Raw genomic sequence first — 17,708 nt, 5'->3', positions numbered from 1 at the left:
GCGTTACAGCGTCCACACTTAGGGGGTGAACTGGGGAGATTCCAACATGACCGCTACTGACCCTATGGCCACACTCGATGCCCTGATTGCGGAGTACACCGCTCGCGCCAACGCCATTCGCGAGGACCTGGCTCGCAGCCACTCGCCGGATTTCGCCGAGCAGGCGATCCAGCGGGAGAACGACGAAGTGCTCGAGGCCATCCTTGCCGAGACTCAGGCGGCCCTGCGCCGTGTGGGTATGGCCAAGCTGCGTCTGGCCGACGGCAGCTACGGTTATTGCCAGCGTTGCGGCGAGCTCATAGAGCCGGCGCGCCTGGCTGTGCTGCCGGCGGCCGAGTACTGCCTGGGCTGCGCTGACCTGGCCCATTGATCAGCTCTGGCGCAATGCCTTGCCAGTGATGTCAGGGCGGCGCCAGAATGCGGCCATTGCTTTCTTGCCGAGCCATTAAGGACACTCGATGCCTGACTCCTTCGCTGCCAGCCTGCGACTGACGCCCGATGCGCTCACTCGTCCCTTCGAGCCAGACCAGTTCAGCTTCAAGACCACCGACGACCTGGAGCCCTTCCGGGGCGTGCTCGGCCAGGAACGTGCGGTAGAGGCCCTTCAGTTCGGTGTGGCCATGCCTCGCCCTGGGTACAACGTCTATGTCATGGGCGAGCCGGGCACTGGCCGCTTTTCCTTCGTCCAGCGTTATCTCAAGGCCGAGGGCAAGCGCCTGGACACTCCGGCGGACTGGGTTTATGTCAACCACTTCGACGAGCCGCGCGAACCCCGTGCCTTGCAGTTGCCAGCAGGCGAGGCGCAGGACTTCATCTGCGACATCGAACAGCTTGTGGATAACCTCCTGTCCACCTTCCCGGCGGTGTTCGAGACGCCCACCTTCCAGCAGAAGAAGAGCGCCATCGACCGCGCCTTCAACCAGCGTTATGACCGCGCCCTGGACGTGATCGAGCGCCTGGCCCTGGAGAAGGACGTCGCCCTCTATCGCGATAGCGCGAACATCGCCTTCACCCCGATGAAGGACGGCAAGGCCCTGGACGAGGCGGACTTCGCCCAGTTGGAAGAGGCCGAGCGCGAGCGTTTTCACGACGACATCGCCATCCTTGAAGAGCGCCTGAACGAGGAGCTGTCCAGCCTGCCGCAGTGGAAGCGCGAGTCCAGCAACCAGTTGCGCCAGCTGAACGAGGAAACCATTACCCAGGCTCTGCAGCCGCTGCTTTCTCCCCTGTCGGAAAAGTATGCGGAGAACGCCGGTGTGGTGGCTTACCTGCAGGCCATGCAGGTCAACCTGCTGAAGACGGTGGTCGACCAACTGCTGGACGAAAAGCCGGATGCCCAGCGTCGAGAGCTGCTGGAAGAGCAGTACTGTCCCAGTCTGGTGGTGGGGCACCATGCCAACGGCGGTGCTCCCGTGGTGTTCGAGTCCCATCCCACTTACGACAACCTGTTCGGCCGTATCGAATACGGCACCGACCAGGGGGCCCTCTACACCAGCTACCGCCAACTGCGTCCGGGTGCGATACACCGCGCCAACGGCGGCTTCCTGGTGCTGGAGGCTGAGAAGCTGCTGGGCGAACCCTTCGTCTGGGATGCGTTGAAGCGTGCGCTGCATTCGCGTCAGCTGAAGATGGAATCCCCTCTCGCGGAGCTGGGCCGCCTGGCCACCGTAACCCTCACGCCGCAGGTGATTCCGCTTCAGGTGAAGGTAGTTATCATCGGCTCGCGCCAGCTCTACTACACGCTGCAGGACCTGGACCCGGACTTCCAGGAGATGTTCCGTGTGCTGGTGGACTTCGATGAAGAGATCGCCCTGTCCGACGACAGCCTGGAACAGTTCGCCCAGTTGCTGAAAACCCGCACTTCGGAAGAGGGTATGGCGCCGCTCAGCGCGGCTGCCGTCGCCCGTCTGGCAACCTACAGCGCTCGTCTGGCTGAGCATCAGGGACGCTTGTCAGCGCGTATCGGCGACCTGTTCCAACTGGTCAGCGAGGCTGACTTCATCCGCCAACTGGCCGGCGCACCGGTGACCGGTGCCGACCATATCGATCGCGCGCTCAAGGCCAAGGCCACCCGCACCGGTCGGGTTTCCGCGCGCATCCTCGATGACATGCTGGCAGGCGTCATCCTGATCGATACCGCCGGTGCGGCCGTAGGCAAGTGCAATGGCCTGACGGTGCTGGAAGTGGGCGATTCGGCCTTCGGTGTACCGGCGCGGATTTCCGCCACCGTCTACCCGGGCAGTTCGGGAATTGTCGACATCGAACGTGAGGTCAATCTCGGCCAGCCGATCCACTCCAAGGGTGTGATGATCCTCACGGGCTACCTCGGCAGTCGTTATGCCCAGGAGTTTCCGCTGGAGATTTCCGCGAGCATCGCCCTGGAGCAGTCCTACGGCTACGTGGACGGCGACAGCGCTTCCCTGGGTGAAGCCTGCACGCTGATCTCCGCGTTGTCGCGCACGCCGCTCAAGCAGTGCTTCGCCATCACCGGCTCGATCAACCAGTTCGGTGAAGTACAGGCGGTGGGTGGGGTCAACGAGAAGATTGAAGGTTTCTTCCGTCTCTGCGAGGCCCGTGGCCTGACGGGCGAGCAGGGAGTGATCATCCCCCACGCCAACGTCACCACCCTGATGCTCGACGAGCGCGTACTGGACGCGGTGCGCAAGGGCCGCTTCCACGTCTATGCGGTTCGCCAGGCCGACGAGGCCCTCAGCCTGCTGGTAGGCGAACCGGCCGGTGTGCCGGACGACAAGGGCCAGTTCCCGGAGGGCAGCGTCAACGCCCGCGTGGTGGCGCGCCTGCGGGAAATCGCCGAGATGGGCCTGGAAGAAGAAGAGAAGGCCGGGCCGGCCCAAGAAGTGGTGGAGGCCGTTGCCAAAGCTGCTTCGCCGCCCAAGCCGGCGCGCAAGGGGCCGAAGCAGGGGCCCGGCAAGGCGCCGGGTCCGGACAAGACCCAGGGCCCGGCCTGACCCCGCGCCGACTGGCTGCACCGGATCGGGTTCCCGGTGTGGCTGGTCGGTCATTGAGCGGTAGGGACGAATGCTTGCGTAGCCTGCGTCCCGCTACTTTTCCCTCACGCTGTTCACAGGGTTATCCACAGCTCGCGTGGATAAGCATCGTGCTTTCGCAGGTCCCAACTCGGGTGTAGGCTGAAAACAGGCCTCTGCGAGGAAAGCCGCTATGACGCGCAACCTCTGCCTTACCCGCCAGTGCCTGGGACTGGTGACCCGGATCGAATGCGTGATCCGTCCGTTGGCGGGAGAGAATGGACTCTGGACACTGCTCTGTGCGGCAGGAATGTCGGGGGAACAGCCCTCGGCGATCAAAGCCCAGGGCCCATTCCACGGGCCTTTCGTGGCAGAGTCGGTACTGTCCGCGATAGCGGATTGCCTGGCTGAGCAGGGCTACACCGAAGCCCATGACCCGCCAATCTGGCGCCTGCACCTGCAGGGTGAGCTACGCCGAATCAACGGCACACGCTGCCGGAACCTCGGTGACTACCAGTTCCGCCCCGAAACCTGACGGCTTCCTGGTTGGACAGCTTTTGAGCAACTGCCGCTGGCCGGCGGGTGATGGGGCGTCTACTGGACACTCCAGTGCTCATGCACAGACTTATCCACAGTGTTTGGGGATATGCCTGTAGCGTTGCCATTATTTTTCTGTAGGAAGCACGCCGTTATACTCGCGGCCGGTTTATTTGCTGACTACGAGAAGCCATGGAACGCTTACTAGAAAATTCGATGTACGCCGCGCGCTGGTTGCTGGCTCCCATTTACTTTGGCCTTTCCCTGGCGTTGCTGGCGCTGACCCTGAAATTCTTCCAGGAGGTGTGGCACATCCTGCCGCATGTGTTCGAGAAGACCGAGGCGGACCTGATCCTGGTGCTGCTTTCGCTGATCGACATGTCCCTGGTGGGCGGTCTACTCGTGATGGTAATGATCTCAGGCTACGAGAACTTCGTCTCGCAACTGGATATCGATGATGGCAAGGAGAAGCTGAGCTGGCTCGGCAAGATGGACTCAGGCTCGCTGAAGATGAAGGTGGCCGCGTCCATCGTGGCGATCTCGTCCATCCACCTGCTGCGTATCTTCATGGACGCGCAGAACATCGATAACGACAAGATCATGTGGTACGTAGTCCTGCACATGACCTTCGTTATCTCTGCTTTCGCCATGGGCTACCTGGACAAGATGACCAAGCACGACCACTGAGTCGCACTTCAAGGCCGTCCATGCCGCCCGGCCGCTGAAAAGCGGACGGGCGGTTGCGTTTCTGCCGTCGGAATTTGGCCCTGTGCATTAGATTTGAGGTGTACAGCGCGCGAGGGCGAAGCCATGAAATTGCACGACCTCACCAGCCATGCCCGTGCCGGGCACGTCGAAGAAATCAACCTTATATCCCTGGAAGGCGGCATCTATCTGCTTGAAGCCAGGATCGATGGTCGTTCCCATCACCTGGATGATGGTCGCGGCCATGCCACTCACCTGCGGTCAGTGGAGCATGCCCGAGAAGTGCTCCATGAGTTTCCGGATCTTCCTTTCCACCTGGTGCACAACGTCGTGCATGACGAGATGTGTGGCATGGCGGCGGACAGCCAGGACACCGTGCGCGTTCCCATTTCAACCCGCAGTTCCCACTGAGCGTGGGTAGCGGAGCGGACCCGAGCCGGGGAAAGGAAGCTGTGCTAGTCTGGCCGGCCTTTTTTTCCCTGAGCGGAGTTCCGCCATGTCCCAACTTGATCTTTCCACCGACGAAACCCGCGTCAGCTACGGCATTGGCCGTCAGCTCGGCGATCAGATCCGTGACAATCCCCCGCCTGGTGTGAGCCTGGACGCAGTGCTCGCTGGTCTCAGCGACGCCTTCCAGGGCCTGGAAAGCCGCGTTGATGGCGCTGCCCTGTCGGCCAGCTTCCGTGTGATCCGCGAGCGCATGCAGGCCGAAGTCGAGGCCAAGGCCGAAGCTGCTGCCGGTGCCGGTCGCGAATACCTGGTTGAAAACGCCAAGCGTGACGGCGTGACCGTCCTGCCGTCCGGCCTGCAGTACGAAGTGCTGGTGGCGGGCGAGGGCGCCAAGCCGTCGGCCGAAGACACCGTGCGTACCCACTACCACGGCACCCTGATCGATGGCACCGTGTTCGACAGCTCCTACGATCGCGGCCAGCCAGCCGAATTCCCGGTGGGCGGCGTGATCGCAGGCTGGGTCGAAGCGCTGCAACTGATGAACGCCGGCAGCAAATGGCGCCTGCACGTTCCGAGCGAACTGGCCTACGGCGGTCAGGCTGTCGGCAGCATTCCGCCGCATAGCGTGCTGGTGTTCGACGTGGAACTCCTGGAAATCCTCTGATCCAGGTTGACCCCTGGTCGAGCCTTCCCTGGCCCGACCAGGAACCGGCGAGGGCGCCTTTGCCCTCGCTGCATGGCGCCCGGGCGCCTGTCCTGCGCATGACGCATCCTGGCGTCATCCAGATTCCCGTTCTCCGCTCAGTGCACTTCGCCGTGGGGGCGCAATGCCCTGGCGTAGCAGAACAGGAAAAGGTTACGCACCAGCTCCTTGAGCACCAAGGGCTCGCTGGAGTTCAGGCCGGCCAGGTCGAGGTCGCCCTGGTCGCGCAGCTCGTCGAGGGCCTCCTCTTCCAATACGGCGCAGACTTCACCGGTTTCCCGATGCAGTATCCGCAGGTAGGGGTGGGGGCGATCCAGCCAGGCATCGATCAAGTAGGTCATGGCTCATCTCCGTGAAAAGCGTTGAGATGAGAATAATTCCTATTAGCAAAATAGCAAGCGCTAATCGATACCTTTCGTCTAGACAGAAAAAAGCCCGTCGCTTGGACGGGCTTTCGGCTGTTCGGGACTCAGTGAGTTCGCGCGACGGCGAACTCGGTAAGCTCGACCAGGGCATCGCGGTAGGCATTGGACGGCAGCGTATCCAGGCAGGCGATGGCGCGGGCGGCATAGTCGCGCGCCAGGCGAGCGGTGTAGTCCAGGGCGCCAGCAGCTTCTACGGCGGCACGGATGCCTTCCAGGTCCTGGCTGCCGCCTTGCTGAATGGCCTTGCGCACCACGCTGGCCTGTTCCGGGGTACCGTCGCGCATGGTGGCGATCAGCGGCAGGGTGGGCTTGCCTTCGGCCAGATCGTCGCCGACATTCTTGCCTAGGGTAGCGGCATCGCCACGGTAATCGAGCAGATCGTCCACCAGTTGGAAAGCGATACCCAGCGCGTCACCGAACTGGCGCAGGGCTTCCGCCTGCTCGGCGCTGGCGCCGGCCAGCACAGCGGCGCTGTGGGTGGAGGCTTCGAAGAGCATTGCGGTCTTGCCGCGGATGACTTCCATATAGGTTTCTTCGGTGGTGCTGGCGTCGCGGATCTTGGACAGCTGCAGCACTTCGCCTTCGGCGATGACCCGGGTGGCCTGGGAGATGATGCGCATCACCGGCATGGAGCCGAGCTCCACCATCATTTCGAATGAGCGGGCATAGAGGAAGTCACCCACCAGAACGCTGGGTGCGTTGCCCCACAAGGCGTTGGCGGTCGAGCGACCGCGGCGCAGCCCGGAGGCATCCACCACGTCATCGTGGAGCAGGGTAGAGGTGTGCAGGAACTCGATGGTCGCCGCCAGCAGGCGTAGTTGATCGCCGCCGAACCCAAGGGCGTTGCCGCCCAGCAGCACCAGGAGCGGGCGCAGGCGCTTGCCGCCGGCAGAGACGATATAGTCGCCGATCTTTTCCACCAGAGGAACGCGGGAGGTCAGCTGCCGACGGATGATATCGTCGACTGCGGTGAAATCGTCCGCCACCACGCGGTAGAAAGCCTGGGGTTGCATCGGCCAGAGGTGCTCCAGTTGGGTTGCGCGGCATGCTAGGGACCGAGCCGGGGCCTGTCAAGGCGAGTGCTGGCGGTGCTTGCGCGGCAATCGCGGCTTGCGTACAATCGCGGCCCCTGAACTTCCTTGGGCATTTTCCTGCCTTACGCAATTGCATGGGCGTCAGTTCCGGCGCCATGCAGCCATGCCGACCGATACCTATTTTTATAAAGCGTCGGGTGAGCAGGTTTAACGGAGAAAATCCATGTACGCAGTTATCGTTACCGGCGGCAAGCAATACAAAGTCGCTGAAGGTGAATTCCTGAAGATCGAGAAGCTGGAAGTCGCCACTGGCGAATCCGTGACTTTCGATCGCGTCCTGCTGATCGGCAATGGCGAAGACGTGAAAATCGGTGCTCCGGTCGTTGATGGCGCCAAAGTAGTCGCTGAAGTGGTCTCTCAAGGCCGTCACGACAAAGTGCGTATCATCAAGTTCCGCCGTCGTAAGCACCACATGAAGCGCCAGGGCCACCGCCAGTGGTTCACTGAAATCAAGATCACCGGCATCCAGGCCTAATTTCCTTTTTGGAGGATTTGACTCATGGCACACAAAAAAGCTGGCGGTTCTACCCGCAACGGCCGCGACTCAGAAAGTAAACGCCTTGGCGTGAAGATGTATGGCGGCCAGGTCATCAAGGCCGGCAACATCATCGTGCGTCAGCGCGGCACCCAATTCCATCCCGGCGTCGGGGTTGGCCTGGGCAAGGACCACACCCTGTTCGCGAAGGTGGACGGCGTGGTCAAGTTCGAGGTTAAAGGTGCTTTCGGTCGCAGGTACGTAAGCATCGTCGCGGCCTGATCGCGACCTCGCTGGAAAAGCCCCGTCTTGCGACGGGGCTTTTTTGTTTCTGCTTTGTGGAAACTCTGCATTGAGCGGGGTTCCCTGTATCCTATGTGCTTTGTTTCACTCAACCCGTCCCCGTGACGGGAGGCGTCCTGATGAAATTCGTCGATGAAGTATCGATCTTTGTAAAAGCGGGCGACGGCGGCAATGGCCTGATGAGTTTCCGTCGCGAAAAATTCATTGAAAAGGGCGGCCCCAACGGTGGTGACGGGGGCGATGGCGGCTCCGTGTACATGGAGGCCGATCCGAACCTCAATACCCTGGTGGACTACCGCTATACCCGTCGTTTCGACGCTCAGCGTGGCGAGAACGGCGGCAGCAAGGACTGCACCGGGCGCAAGGGTGAGGATCTGATCCTGCCGGTGCCGGTCGGCACCACTGTGATCGACGCTGCCACCCAGGAAATCATCGGCGACCTGACCAGGGCGGGTCAGCGCCTGTTGGTGGCGCAGGGTGGCTGGCACGGCCTGGGCAACACTCGTTTCAAGTCCAGCACCAACCGTGCGCCGCGTCAGACCACCAAGGGCAAGCCCGGTGAGTCTCGTGATCTCAAGCTGGAGCTGAAGGTGCTGGCTGACGTCGGTCTGCTGGGCCTGCCGAATGCCGGCAAGAGCACGTTCATTCGTGCGGTGTCCGCTGCCAAGCCGAAAGTGGCTGACTACCCCTTCACCACGCTGGTGCCGAATCTGGGTGTGGTCAGCGTCGGTCGTTTCAAGTCCTTCGTAGTGGCCGATATTCCGGGCCTGATCGAGGGTGCTGCTGAGGGTGCTGGCCTCGGCATTCGTTTCCTCAAGCACTTGGCGCGTACCCGTCTGCTGCTGCATATCGTCGATATGGCGCCGCTGGATGAAAGTGATCCGGCCGAAGCCGCCGCGACCATTATCGAGGAGTTGGGGCGCTTCAGTCCGGCCCTGACCGAGCGTGATCGCTGGTTGGTGCTGAACAAGGCTGACCAGTTGCTCGATGAGGAGCGTGATTCGCGCATGAAGGCGGTGCTCGAGCATCTGGGCTGGTCCGGTCCGGTGTTCGTGATCTCTGCTCTGGAGCGCGAAGGTACAGAGGCGCTCTCCCAGGAGATCATGCGCTACCTCGACGAGCGCACGCTGCGCATGGAAGAAGAGCCGGAGTACGCCGAGCAGCTTGCCGAGCTGGATCAGCGCATCGAGGATGAGGCTCGCGCCCGTCTGCAGGCCATGGACGACCAGCGCGCCCTCCGCCGTGCTGGTCTGAAGAGTGCTGGTGCTGATGATGACGACGATTTCGATGACGACGAGGATGACGGCGACGGGCCGGAAATCTTCTACGTGCCCTGATCTCGGCGCCATCTGGCGCTGTGGAGTGTTCGCATGGCTGCGCGCCTTGTCTGGCGACATATGGCGCTGCAACGCGGCTCGCGCCGAAACGTCAACAAGCCCTAACTAAGGTTGGACGATATGCGGGACAAGGTGACTGGCGCGCAGCGCTGGGTGGTGAAGATCGGTAGTGCCTTGCTGACGGCTGATGGTCGTGGGCTGGATCGCTCGGCCATGGCGGTTTGGGTCGAGCAAATGGTGGCCCTGCGTAATGCGGGTGTGGAGCTGGTGCTGGTGTCCTCTGGCGCTGTGGCGGCCGGTATGAGTCGCCTGGGCTGGCAGAGTCGTCCAAGCGCCGTGCATGAGCTTCAGGCCGCTGCCTCGGTAGGGCAGATGGGGCTGGTTCAGGCCTGGGAATCCAGCTTTGCCGAGCATGGTCGCCACACGGCGCAAATCCTGCTGACCCATGACGACCTGTCTGATCGCAAGCGTTACCTGAACGCTCGCAGCACTCTGCGTACTCTGGTGGAGCTGGGTGCAATCCCGGTGATCAACGAGAACGACACGGTGGTCACCGACGAAATTCGCTTCGGCGATAACGACACCTTGGCGGCTCTTGTGGCCAACCTGGTGGAAGCTGATCTGCTGGTGATCCTTACCGATCGCGACGGCATGTTCGATGCCGACCCGCGCCACAATCCTGATGCGCAACTGATTTTCGAGGCTCGTGCCGATGACCCGGCGCTGGATGCTGTGGCGGGTGGCACGGGCGGTGCGTTGGGGCGGGGCGGCATGCAGACCAAGCTGCGTGCAGCGCGGCTGGCGGCTCGTTCCGGCGCCCATACGGTGATCGTCGGTGGGCGAATCGAGCGGGTGCTGGATCGCCTCAAGGCGGGAGAGCGCCTGGGAACTCTGTTGGCGCCTGAGCGCGGCATGCTGGCCGCGCGAAAGCAGTGGCTGGCTGGCCATCTACAGACTCGCGGCACTCTGGTTCTTGACGCAGGTGCGGTCAAGGCGCTGCGTGAGGATCGCAAGAGTTTGCTGCCTGTCGGCGTCAAGGCCGTTCAGGGTAGCTTCCGTCGTGGCGAGATGGTGGTCTGTGTTGGGCCTGATGGCGCCGAAATCGCTCGGGGTCTGGCTAACTACAGTGCTCTTGAGGCGCAGAAGATCATCGGCCAATCGTCCGACCTCATCGAAAAGCTGCTGGGGTATGTTGACGAGCCGGAGCTGGTGCACCGGGATAATCTGGTTTTAGTCTGAGGTGGGGAAGGATGCGACTGATCAAGGGGATGGCGGCGGCTCTGCTGGCAGTGCCGCTGTTGGTTGCGGCTGAAGAGATCGGCTCGGTATCCACGGTGTTCAAGTGGATGGGTCCGAACGACAAAATCGTAGTCGAGGCCTTCGATGATCCTCGGGTGGAAGGAGTGACCTGCTATCTCTCGCGTGCCAAGACTGGCGGTGTAAAAGGTGGCCTGGGATTGGCTGAGGATCGTGCCGAGGCGTCGATTGCCTGTCGCCAGGTGGGACCTATTCGCTTCAGTGGTGAGCTCAAGGATGGCGAGGAGGTATTCAAGGAGCGTACCTCGCTGGTGTTCAAGACCATGCAGGTCGTGCGCTTCTTCGATCGCAAGCGCAATACCCTGGTTTATCTGGTCTACAGCGACCGGGTGATCGAGGGTAGCCCGCAGAACGCGGTCACCGCGATTCCGATCCTGCCCTGGCCGAACCGGCCTTGAGTTGATGTAAGAGCCCGGAAGATTCCGGGCTTTTTCAAGGGCGGAGAGTATGCAATCAAAATACGCGGGCATAAAAAAACCGGCCAGAAGGCCGGTTTTTTACAAGAACTCAAGCTTAGGCAGCAGCTTGACCGAGCGCCTTGATGTGGGCGTTCAGGCGGCTCTTGTGACGAGCAGCTTTGTTCTTGTGGATGATGCCTTTGTCGGCCATGCGGTCAATCACCGGTACAGCGGCGGTGTAGGCGGCTTGGGCCTTGGGCAGGTCCTTGGCGTCGAGCGCCTTGACCACGTTCTTGATGTAGGTACGAACCATGGAGCGCAGGCTGGCGTTATGGCTACGACGCTTCTCAGCCTGTTTGGCGCGTTTTTTGGCAGAAGGTGTGTTGGCCACCGTCAAGCTCCTCGAAACTGGGGAATTGAATCAAATTAAGGCCGCGAATCATGCCCACGTGACTTGGCCTTGTCAAGGGCGATCACGTGACTCAGGCGACGAGCGTAAGCTTTTCTCGCAGGATGATTTTATCCGGCCCGGACTCTACACTCGGCAGCCTGATCGCCCTCCGGCAGCACCGGGCGGGCGGTGCCATTCCTGTCCGGACCCCTGAATGAACCTGCTCAAGTCGCTGGCGGCCGTCAGCTCGATCACCATGCTTTCCCGCGTACTGGGCTTCGTTCGCGACACCATCGTCGCGCGCTACTTTGGTGCCGGAATGGCTACCGACGCCTTCTTCGTGGCTTTCAAGCTGCCCAACCTGCTGCGCCGTATCTTTGCCGAGGGCGCATTCTCCCAAGCCTTCGTTCCCATCCTGGCCGAGTACAAGACCCAGCAGGGGGAAGAGGCGACCCGCACCTTCATTGCCTACATCTCAGGCCTGCTGAGCCTGGTGCTGGCGCTGGTGACCCTCGTGGGCATCCTGGCGGCGCCCTGGGTGATCTGGGCGACTGCGCCGGGTTTTGCCGACACGCCAGAAAAGTTCGCCCTGACCACCGACCTGTTGCGGGTGACCTTTCCCTACATCTTTCTGATCTCGCTGTCGTCCCTGGCGGGGGCCATCCTCAACACTTGGAACCGCTATTCGGTTCCGGCCTTCGTGCCGACGCTGCTGAATGTCAGCATGATTATTTTCTCGTTGTTCCTGCTGCCTTACTTCGACCCGCCCATCATGGCCCTCGGTTGGGCGGTGCTCGTGGGCGGCCTCGCGCAGTTGCTTTACCAGCTACCGTCCTTGAGGCGCATCGGCATGCTCGTGCTGCCGCGCCTGAACCTGCGCGATACGGGTGTCTGGCGCGTGCTCAAGCAGATGGGGCCGGCAATCTTCGGGGTGTCCGTGGGGCAGATCTCGCTGATCATCAACACCATCTTCGCGTCCTTCCTGGCGGCAGGTTCGGTGTCCTGGATGTACTACGCCGACCGCCTGATGGAGTTGCCCTCGGGCGTGCTCGGGGTTGCCCTGGGGACCATCCTGCTGCCGTCCCTGGCCAAGACTTATGCCAGCGACGACCGTCATGCCTACTCGCAGCTGCTCGACTGGGGGTTGCGCCTGTGTTTCCTGCTGGTGCTGCCCTGCACCCTGGCCTTGGCGTTACTGGCTGAGCCGCTGACGGTGGCGCTGTTCCAGTACGGCAAGTTCACCGCCAACGACGCGCTGATGACCCAGCGCGCGCTGATTGCCTATGCCGTGGGCCTGCTCGGGATCATCCTGGTGAAAGTGCTGGCGCCTGGTTTCTATGCGCGACAGAACATCCGCACGCCGGTGAAGATCGCCGTCTTCACCCTCGTGGCGACTCAGTTGATGAACCTCGCTTTCGTCTTCCCGCTGCGTCATGCCGGTCTGGCGCTGGCCATCAGTCTGGCCGCCTGCATGAACGCGGGTCTGCTCTACTGGCAACTGCGCAAGCAGCAGTTGTTCCAGCCGCAGCCGGGCTGGGGCAAGTTCCTCGCCAAGCTGGTGTTGGCGGTGGTGGTGATGTGCGCCGTGCTGCTGGGCGTGATGCATCTGCTGCCGGCCTGGGAGTTGGGCGGCATGGCCGAGCGCTTGCTGCGTCTGGGTGCGCTGGTAGGCGCCGGCGTGATTGCTTATTTCGGCATGCTGGCACTACTGGGCTTCCGCCTGCGTGACTTTGCGCGGCGCGCCGTGTGATTCGCTGATTTCCGACTCATCGCCACTTGTCGCGCTGGCAGGTCTGTAGCGCCTGTTGTCCAGCGCCGGCTGTGCGTATAATCGACCACTTTGTGAACAAGACTTGTGCTATGCAGCTGGTTCGAGGCCTACACAACCTGCGGCCCCAAGATCGGGGCTGCGTCGCCACCATCGGCAATTTCGACGGCGTGCACCGCGGCCACCAGGCCATTCTCAAGCGGTTGCGCGAGCGCGCGGCTGAATTGGGTTTGCCCACATGCGTGGTGATCTTCGAGCCGCAACCGCGTGAGTATTTCGGTCCGGACACCGCCCCGGTGCGCCTGACACGCCTGCGTGACAAGCTCGAATTGCTGGCCCGTGAGGGTGTGGATCGGGTGCTCTGCCTGTCCTTCAATCGCCGTTTGCGTGAGCTCAGCGCTGCCGAGTTCGTCCACGCGGTGCTGGTGGAAGGCCTGGGTGCCAAGCACCTGGAGATCGGCGACGACTTCCGCTTCGGCTGCGACCGCGCCGGCGACTTCGAATTCCTGCAGCAGGCCGGCGATGCCGAAGGCTTCAGTGTTGAGGCTGCCGCCACCGTTGAGCTGGATGGCCTGCGTGTCAGCAGTACCCGGGTGCGCCAGGCGCTTGCCGACGGTGACTTTGCGCTCGCCGATCGCCTGCTGGGTCGTCCATTCACCATCACCGGCCGAGTGCTTCATGGGCAGAAACTCGGTCGTCAGTTGGGCACGCCAACCGCCAATGTGCAGCTCAAGCGTCGCCGGGTTCCGCTCAACGGCGTCTACCTGGTCAGCGTGGAACTGGACGGCCGGCAACTGCCCGGCGTTGCCAACATCGGCGTGCGTCCCAGCGTCAAGGGTGACGGGCGCGCCCACCTGGAGGTCCACCTGCTGAACTATGCCGGCGATCTCTATGACCGGCGGATCAGCGTGACCTTCCACCACAAGCTGCGCGATGAGCAGCGTTTTGCCTCCCTGGAGGCGTTGAAGTCGGCGATCGATGCGGATGTCGCTGCCGCCCGTGCCTATTGGCAGGGTACTCAATCAAATTGAAGAGCCTGGACTGAAATGACCGATTACAAAGCGACCCTGAACCTGCCAGAGACGGCATTCCCGATGAAGGCCGGTCTGCCCCAGCGCGAGCCGGAACTGCTGCAGCGCTGGAACAGCATCGACCTGTACGGCAAGCTGCGGCAGGTCGGCGAAGGGCGCCCGAGGTTCGTCCTGCACGATGGTCCACCCTATGCCAACGGCAGCATTCACATCGGTCACGCGGTCAACAAGATCCTCAAGGACATCATCGTCCGCTCCAAGACCCTGGCAGGCTATGACGCCCCCTATGTGCCCGGCTGGGATTGCCACGGCCTGCCCATCGAGCACAAGGTCGAGACCACCCACGGCAAGAACCTGCCTGCAGACAAGACTCGCGAGCTTTGCCGCGCCTACGCCGCGGAGCAGATCGAGGGCCAGAAGGCTGACTTCATTCGTCTCGGCGTGCTGGGCGACTGGAGCAATCCCTACAAGACCATGGCCTTCAGCAATGAGGCCGGCGAAATCCGAGCCCTGGCCGAAATGGTCAAGCAGGGCTTCGTGTTCAAGGGGTTGAAGCCGGTGAATTGGTGCTTCGACTGCGGTTCGGCCCTGGCCGAGGCGGAAGTCGAATACGCCGACAAGAAGTCTGATGCCATCGACGTCGCCTTCCCAATTGAAGATGCCGACAAGCTTGCCGCCGCCTTCGACCTGTCGAGCCTGGCCAAGCCGGCTGCCATCGTCATCTGGACCACCACCCCCTGGACCATCCCGGCCAACCAGGCGCTGAACGTCCACCCCGAATTCAACTACGCGTTGGTCGATACGGGCGCGCGTCTCCTGGTGCTGGCCGAAGAGCTGGTGGAATCCTGCCTGCAACGTTACGGCCTGGAAGGCCAGGTTATTGCCACCGCCAAAGGCGAGGCGCTCGACCAGATCCGCTTCTGTCACCCCTTCTACGAGCGCCTGTCGCCCGTCTACCTGGCCGAGTACGTCGAGCTGGGCGCCGGCACCGGCATCGTTCACTCCGCGCCGGCCTACGGTGAGGACGACTTCCGTACCTGCAAGCAGTACGGCATGAGCAACGACGACATCCTCAGCCCGGTGCAGAGCAACGGTGTCTATGTCCAGGACCTGCCTTTCTTCGGCGGCCAGTTCATCTGGAAGGCCAACCCGGCCATTGTCGCCAAGCTTGAAGAAGTGGGCGCGCTGCTCAAGCACGAGTCCATCAGCCACAGCTATATGCACTGCTGGCGCCACAAGACCCCGCTGATCTACCGCGCCACCGCGCAGTGGTTCGTCGGCATGGACAAGCAACCGCAGCAGGGCGCCACCTTGCGCGAGCGCGCGCTGACCGCCATCGAGCAGACCGAGTTCGTTCCGGGCTGGGGCCAGGCTCGCCTGCACGGCATGATCGCCGGCCGCCCGGACTGGTGCATCTCGCGCCAGCGCAATTGGGGCGTGCCGATACCCTTCTTCCTGCATAAAGCCACCGGCGACCTGCACCCGCGCACCGTCGAGCTGATGGAACAGGTGGCTCGGCGTGTCGAGCAGGAAGGCATCGAGGCCTGGTTCAAACTGGACGCCGCCGAGCTGCTCGGTGACGAGGCCGGCCATTACGACAAAATCAGCGATACCCTGGACGTCTGGTTCGACTCCGGTACCACTCACTGGCACGTCCTGCGCGGCTCCCACGCCGAACTGGGCCATGCCAGCGGTCCGGCGGCCGACCTCTACCTGGAAGGTTCCGATCAGCACCGCGGCTGGTTCCACTCGTCCCTGCTGACCGGCTGCGCCATCGACGACCATGCGCCGTACCGCCAGTTGCTGACCCACGGTTTCACCGTGGACGAGAGTGGCCGCAAGATGTCCAAATCCCTGGGTAATGTGATCGCTCCGCAACAGGTCACCGACAGCCTGGGTGCCGACATCCTGCGTCTATGGGTATCGGCCACCGACTACTCCGGCGAGATGGCTGTTTCCCAGCAGATCCTCCAGCGCAGCGCTGATGCCTATCGCCGAATTCGCAATACCGCGCGTTTCCTGCTGGCCAACCTGAACGGCTTCGATCCGTCCAAGGACCTGCTGCCCGCCGAGGACATGCTGGCCCTTGACCGCTGGGCAGTCGACCGCGCCTTGCTGTTGCAGCGTGAGCTGGAAGAGGCCTACAGCGAATACCGCTTCTGGAACGTCTACTCCAAGGTGCACAACTTCTGCGTGCAGGAGCTGGGTGGCTTCTACCTGGACATTATCAAAGACCGCCAGTACACCACCGCGCCCGACAGCGTGGCGCGCAAGTCCTGCCAGACCGCGCTGTTCCACATCGCCGAGGCGCTGGTGCGCTGGGTTGCGCCGATCCTGGCCTTTACCGCCGATGAAATCTGGCAATACCTGCCGGGCGAACGCAACGAATCGGTCATGCTCAACACCTGGTACCAGGGCCTTGGCGAGATGCCGGAAGGTACCGAGCTGGGCCGCGAGTTCTGGGAACAGGTCATGGCCGTCAAGGCCTCGGTCAACAAAGAACTGGAAAACCTGCGCAGCACCAAGGCCATCGGCGGCAACCTGCAGGCCGAAGTGACCCTCTTCGCCGAAGACGCCCTGGCGGCCAGCCTGGCCAAGCTGGGCAATGAACTGCGTTTCGTGCTGATCACATCTGCCGCTGACGTGCAGCCGCTGGCCAGCGCGCCGGCCGATGCCGTTGAAACCGAGGTGGCCGGCCTCAAGCTGAAGATCCACAAGTCTGCCCACACCAAGTGCGGCCGCTGCTGGCACCACCGCGCCGATGTCGGCCAGTTCGTGAAGCACCCGGACCTGTGCGGTCGCTGTGTGGACAACATCGATGGTGCCGGCGAGGTTCGTCACTATGCCTAAGGCATACGGTCGTCTCGGCTGGCTCTGGCTCACGGTCCTTGTGTTCGTACTGGACCAGGCGAGCAAGTGGTTTTTCGAAACCGAGCTCAACCTCTATCAACAGATCGTGGTCATTCCCGACTACTTCAGCTGGACGCTGGCCTACAACACCGGCGCGGCCTTCAGTTTCCTCGCCGACAGCTCCGGCTGGCAGCGCTGGCTGTTCGCCGTGATCGCCCTGGTGGTCAGCGGCGTGCTGGTGGTCTGGCTCAAGCGCCTGAAGCCCGAGGAAACCTGGCTGGCTGTTGCGCTGGCGCTGGTCCTGGGCGGTGCCCTTGGCAACCTCTATGACCGCGTGGTGCTTGGCCACGTGGTCGATTTCATCCTGGTGCATTGGCAGAACCGCTGGTATTTCCCGGCGTTCAATCTGGCCGATAGCGCCATCACCGTCGGCGCCCTGATGCTGGCGCTGGATATGTTCAAAGCGAAGAAGTCCGGAGAACCTGCCCATGACTGAACATCGCATAGGGCCGGACATGGAGGTCACCCTGCATTTCGCCATCAAGCTGGATAACGGCGACGTGGTGGACAGCACCTTCGAGAAGAATCCGGCCACCTTCAAAGTCGGTGACGGCAACCTGCTGCCGGGCTTCGAGAGCGTGCTTTTCGGCCTCAAAAGCGGCGACAAGCGCGTGCTGGCCATCGAACCCGAGCAGGGATTCGGCCAGCCCAATCCGCAGAACGTGCAGGTGATGCCACGCGGCAATTTCCAGGACATGGAGCTTTCCGAAGGCCTGCTGATCATCTTCAACGACGCGGCCAATGCCGAGCTGCCCGGGGTGGTCAAACTGATCGACGACACCCATGTGACCATCGACTTCAATCACCCATTGGCCGGCAAGCCTCTCGCCTTCGAGGTGGAGATTCTGTCGGTAAAGCCAGCCTGATCTCCTGCGGC

General features: G+C 62.4%; 19 protein-coding genes. 16 read left to right on the top strand and 3 right to left on the bottom strand.

The features are described 5' to 3' along the window. The first annotated feature begins 46 nt into the window (after positions 1-46). The 6 genes from AAHM40_RS12275 (at position 47) to AAHM40_RS12250 (ending at position 5,343) form a co-directional block, all read left to right on the top strand. The gene (locus AAHM40_RS12275; protein ID WP_028629639.1) at positions 47-370 is read left to right on the top strand and encodes a TraR/DksA family transcriptional regulator; all 324 of its coding nucleotides are present in this window, start codon (positions 47-49) and stop codon (positions 368-370) included. Positions 371-458: 88 nt separating this feature from the next. Beyond that, complete coding sequence (locus AAHM40_RS12270) at positions 459-2,969, top strand: Lon protease family protein (RefSeq protein WP_342244884.1); 2,511 nt, start codon at positions 459-461, stop codon at positions 2,967-2,969. 211 nt (positions 2,970-3,180) lie between these two features. After that, the gene (locus AAHM40_RS12265; protein ID WP_342244883.1) at positions 3,181-3,522 is read left to right on the top strand and encodes a PA4575 family protein; all 342 of its coding nucleotides are present in this window, start codon (positions 3,181-3,183) and stop codon (positions 3,520-3,522) included. A 194-nt stretch (positions 3,523-3,716) separates the two neighbouring features. After that, entirely contained in the window at positions 3,717-4,211 is a 495-nt protein-coding gene (locus AAHM40_RS12260) for a TIGR00645 family protein (RefSeq protein ID WP_137821049.1), read from the top strand. A 123-nt stretch (positions 4,212-4,334) separates the two neighbouring features. Beyond that, positions 4,335-4,640: a DUF6482 family protein gene (locus AAHM40_RS12255; protein ID WP_280284806.1), complete on the top strand. Its 306-nt coding sequence runs from the start codon at positions 4,335-4,337 to the stop codon at positions 4,638-4,640. 85 nt (positions 4,641-4,725) lie between these two features. Next, positions 4,726-5,343: an FKBP-type peptidyl-prolyl cis-trans isomerase gene (locus AAHM40_RS12250; protein WP_342244882.1), complete on the top strand. Its 618-nt coding sequence runs from the start codon at positions 4,726-4,728 to the stop codon at positions 5,341-5,343. 137 nt (positions 5,344-5,480) lie between these two features. Here the strand turns inward: AAHM40_RS12250 and AAHM40_RS12245 are convergent, their stop codons facing one another. Both AAHM40_RS12245 and AAHM40_RS12240 read right to left on the bottom strand, forming a co-directional pair. Then, a complete protein-coding gene (locus AAHM40_RS12245; protein WP_028629633.1) occupies positions 5,481-5,723 on the bottom strand; it encodes a PA4570 family protein in 243 nt (80 codons plus the stop codon). Positions 5,724-5,851: 128 nt separating this feature from the next. Next, positions 5,852-6,820 carry a polyprenyl synthetase family protein gene (locus tag AAHM40_RS12240; protein WP_028629632.1) on the bottom strand — a complete coding sequence of 323 codons (969 nt, stop codon included), beginning with the start codon at positions 6,818-6,820 and terminating at the stop codon, positions 5,852-5,854. A 244-nt stretch (positions 6,821-7,064) separates the two neighbouring features. Between AAHM40_RS12240 and rplU the strand changes: the two genes are divergently transcribed. The 5 genes from rplU to AAHM40_RS12215 all read left to right on the top strand — a co-directional run bounded on the left by rplU (position 7,065) and on the right by AAHM40_RS12215 (position 10,731). Further along, the gene (rplU, locus tag AAHM40_RS12235) at positions 7,065-7,376 is read left to right on the top strand and encodes a 50S ribosomal protein L21 (RefSeq protein ID WP_016490856.1); all 312 of its coding nucleotides are present in this window, start codon (positions 7,065-7,067) and stop codon (positions 7,374-7,376) included. 24 nt (positions 7,377-7,400) lie between these two features. Then, a complete protein-coding gene (rpmA, locus tag AAHM40_RS12230) occupies positions 7,401-7,658 on the top strand; it encodes a 50S ribosomal protein L27 (protein ID WP_342244881.1) in 258 nt (85 codons plus the stop codon). A gap of 140 nt (positions 7,659-7,798) precedes the next feature. Continuing rightward, the gene (gene cgtA / locus AAHM40_RS12225) at positions 7,799-9,016 is read left to right on the top strand and encodes an Obg family GTPase CgtA (protein ID WP_028629630.1); all 1,218 of its coding nucleotides are present in this window, start codon (positions 7,799-7,801) and stop codon (positions 9,014-9,016) included. 120 nt (positions 9,017-9,136) lie between these two features. Next, positions 9,137-10,255, top strand: a complete 1,119-nt coding sequence (gene proB, locus AAHM40_RS12220) for a glutamate 5-kinase (RefSeq protein WP_028629629.1) — start codon at positions 9,137-9,139, stop codon at positions 10,253-10,255. An 11-nt stretch (positions 10,256-10,266) separates the two neighbouring features. After that, positions 10,267-10,731 (top strand): CreA family protein, encoded by a 465-nt coding sequence (locus tag AAHM40_RS12215; RefSeq protein WP_342244880.1) that lies wholly within the window; start codon positions 10,267-10,269, stop codon positions 10,729-10,731. Positions 10,732-10,846: 115 nt separating this feature from the next. Here AAHM40_RS12215 and rpsT read toward each other — a convergent pair whose 3' ends face one another. Beyond that, positions 10,847-11,122 carry a 30S ribosomal protein S20 gene (gene rpsT, locus AAHM40_RS12210; protein ID WP_028629627.1) on the bottom strand — a complete coding sequence of 92 codons (276 nt, stop codon included), beginning with the start codon at positions 11,120-11,122 and terminating at the stop codon, positions 10,847-10,849. Positions 11,123-11,336: 214 nt separating this feature from the next. Here rpsT and murJ point away from each other — a divergent pair, with 214 nt between their 5' ends. The 5 genes from murJ to AAHM40_RS12185 all read left to right on the top strand — a co-directional run bounded on the left by murJ (position 11,337) and on the right by AAHM40_RS12185 (position 17,697). Further along, a complete protein-coding gene (gene murJ / locus AAHM40_RS12205; protein WP_342244879.1) occupies positions 11,337-12,872 on the top strand; it encodes a murein biosynthesis integral membrane protein MurJ in 1,536 nt (511 codons plus the stop codon). A gap of 110 nt (positions 12,873-12,982) precedes the next feature. After that, on the top strand, positions 12,983-13,921 hold the full coding sequence (gene ribF, locus AAHM40_RS12200; RefSeq protein ID WP_342244878.1) for a bifunctional riboflavin kinase/FAD synthetase: 939 nt from the start codon (positions 12,983-12,985) through the stop codon (positions 13,919-13,921). Positions 13,922-13,936: 15 nt separating this feature from the next. Next, on the top strand, positions 13,937-16,771 hold the full coding sequence (gene ileS, locus AAHM40_RS12195) for an isoleucine--tRNA ligase (protein ID WP_342244877.1): 2,835 nt from the start codon (positions 13,937-13,939) through the stop codon (positions 16,769-16,771). Next, positions 16,764-17,267 carry a signal peptidase II gene (gene lspA / locus AAHM40_RS12190; protein ID WP_342244876.1) on the top strand — a complete coding sequence of 168 codons (504 nt, stop codon included), beginning with the start codon at positions 16,764-16,766 and terminating at the stop codon, positions 17,265-17,267. Before ileS ends, lspA begins: the two co-directional genes overlap by 8 nt. Beyond that, entirely contained in the window at positions 17,260-17,697 is a 438-nt protein-coding gene (locus tag AAHM40_RS12185; protein WP_342244875.1) for an FKBP-type peptidyl-prolyl cis-trans isomerase, read from the top strand. The genes lspA and AAHM40_RS12185 overlap by 8 nt, the downstream gene beginning before the upstream one ends. The last annotated feature ends 11 nt before the right edge of the window (positions 17,698-17,708 follow it).

The sequence above is a fragment of the Pseudomonas sp. OTU5201 genome, assembly GCF_038440135.1.
In the GTDB taxonomy this organism is placed as follows: Bacteria; Pseudomonadota; Gammaproteobacteria; order Pseudomonadales; family Pseudomonadaceae; genus Metapseudomonas; species Metapseudomonas resinovorans.
The sequence above is the reverse complement of the archived record's forward strand: the minus strand, read 5'-3'. Positions and strand labels throughout refer to the sequence as shown.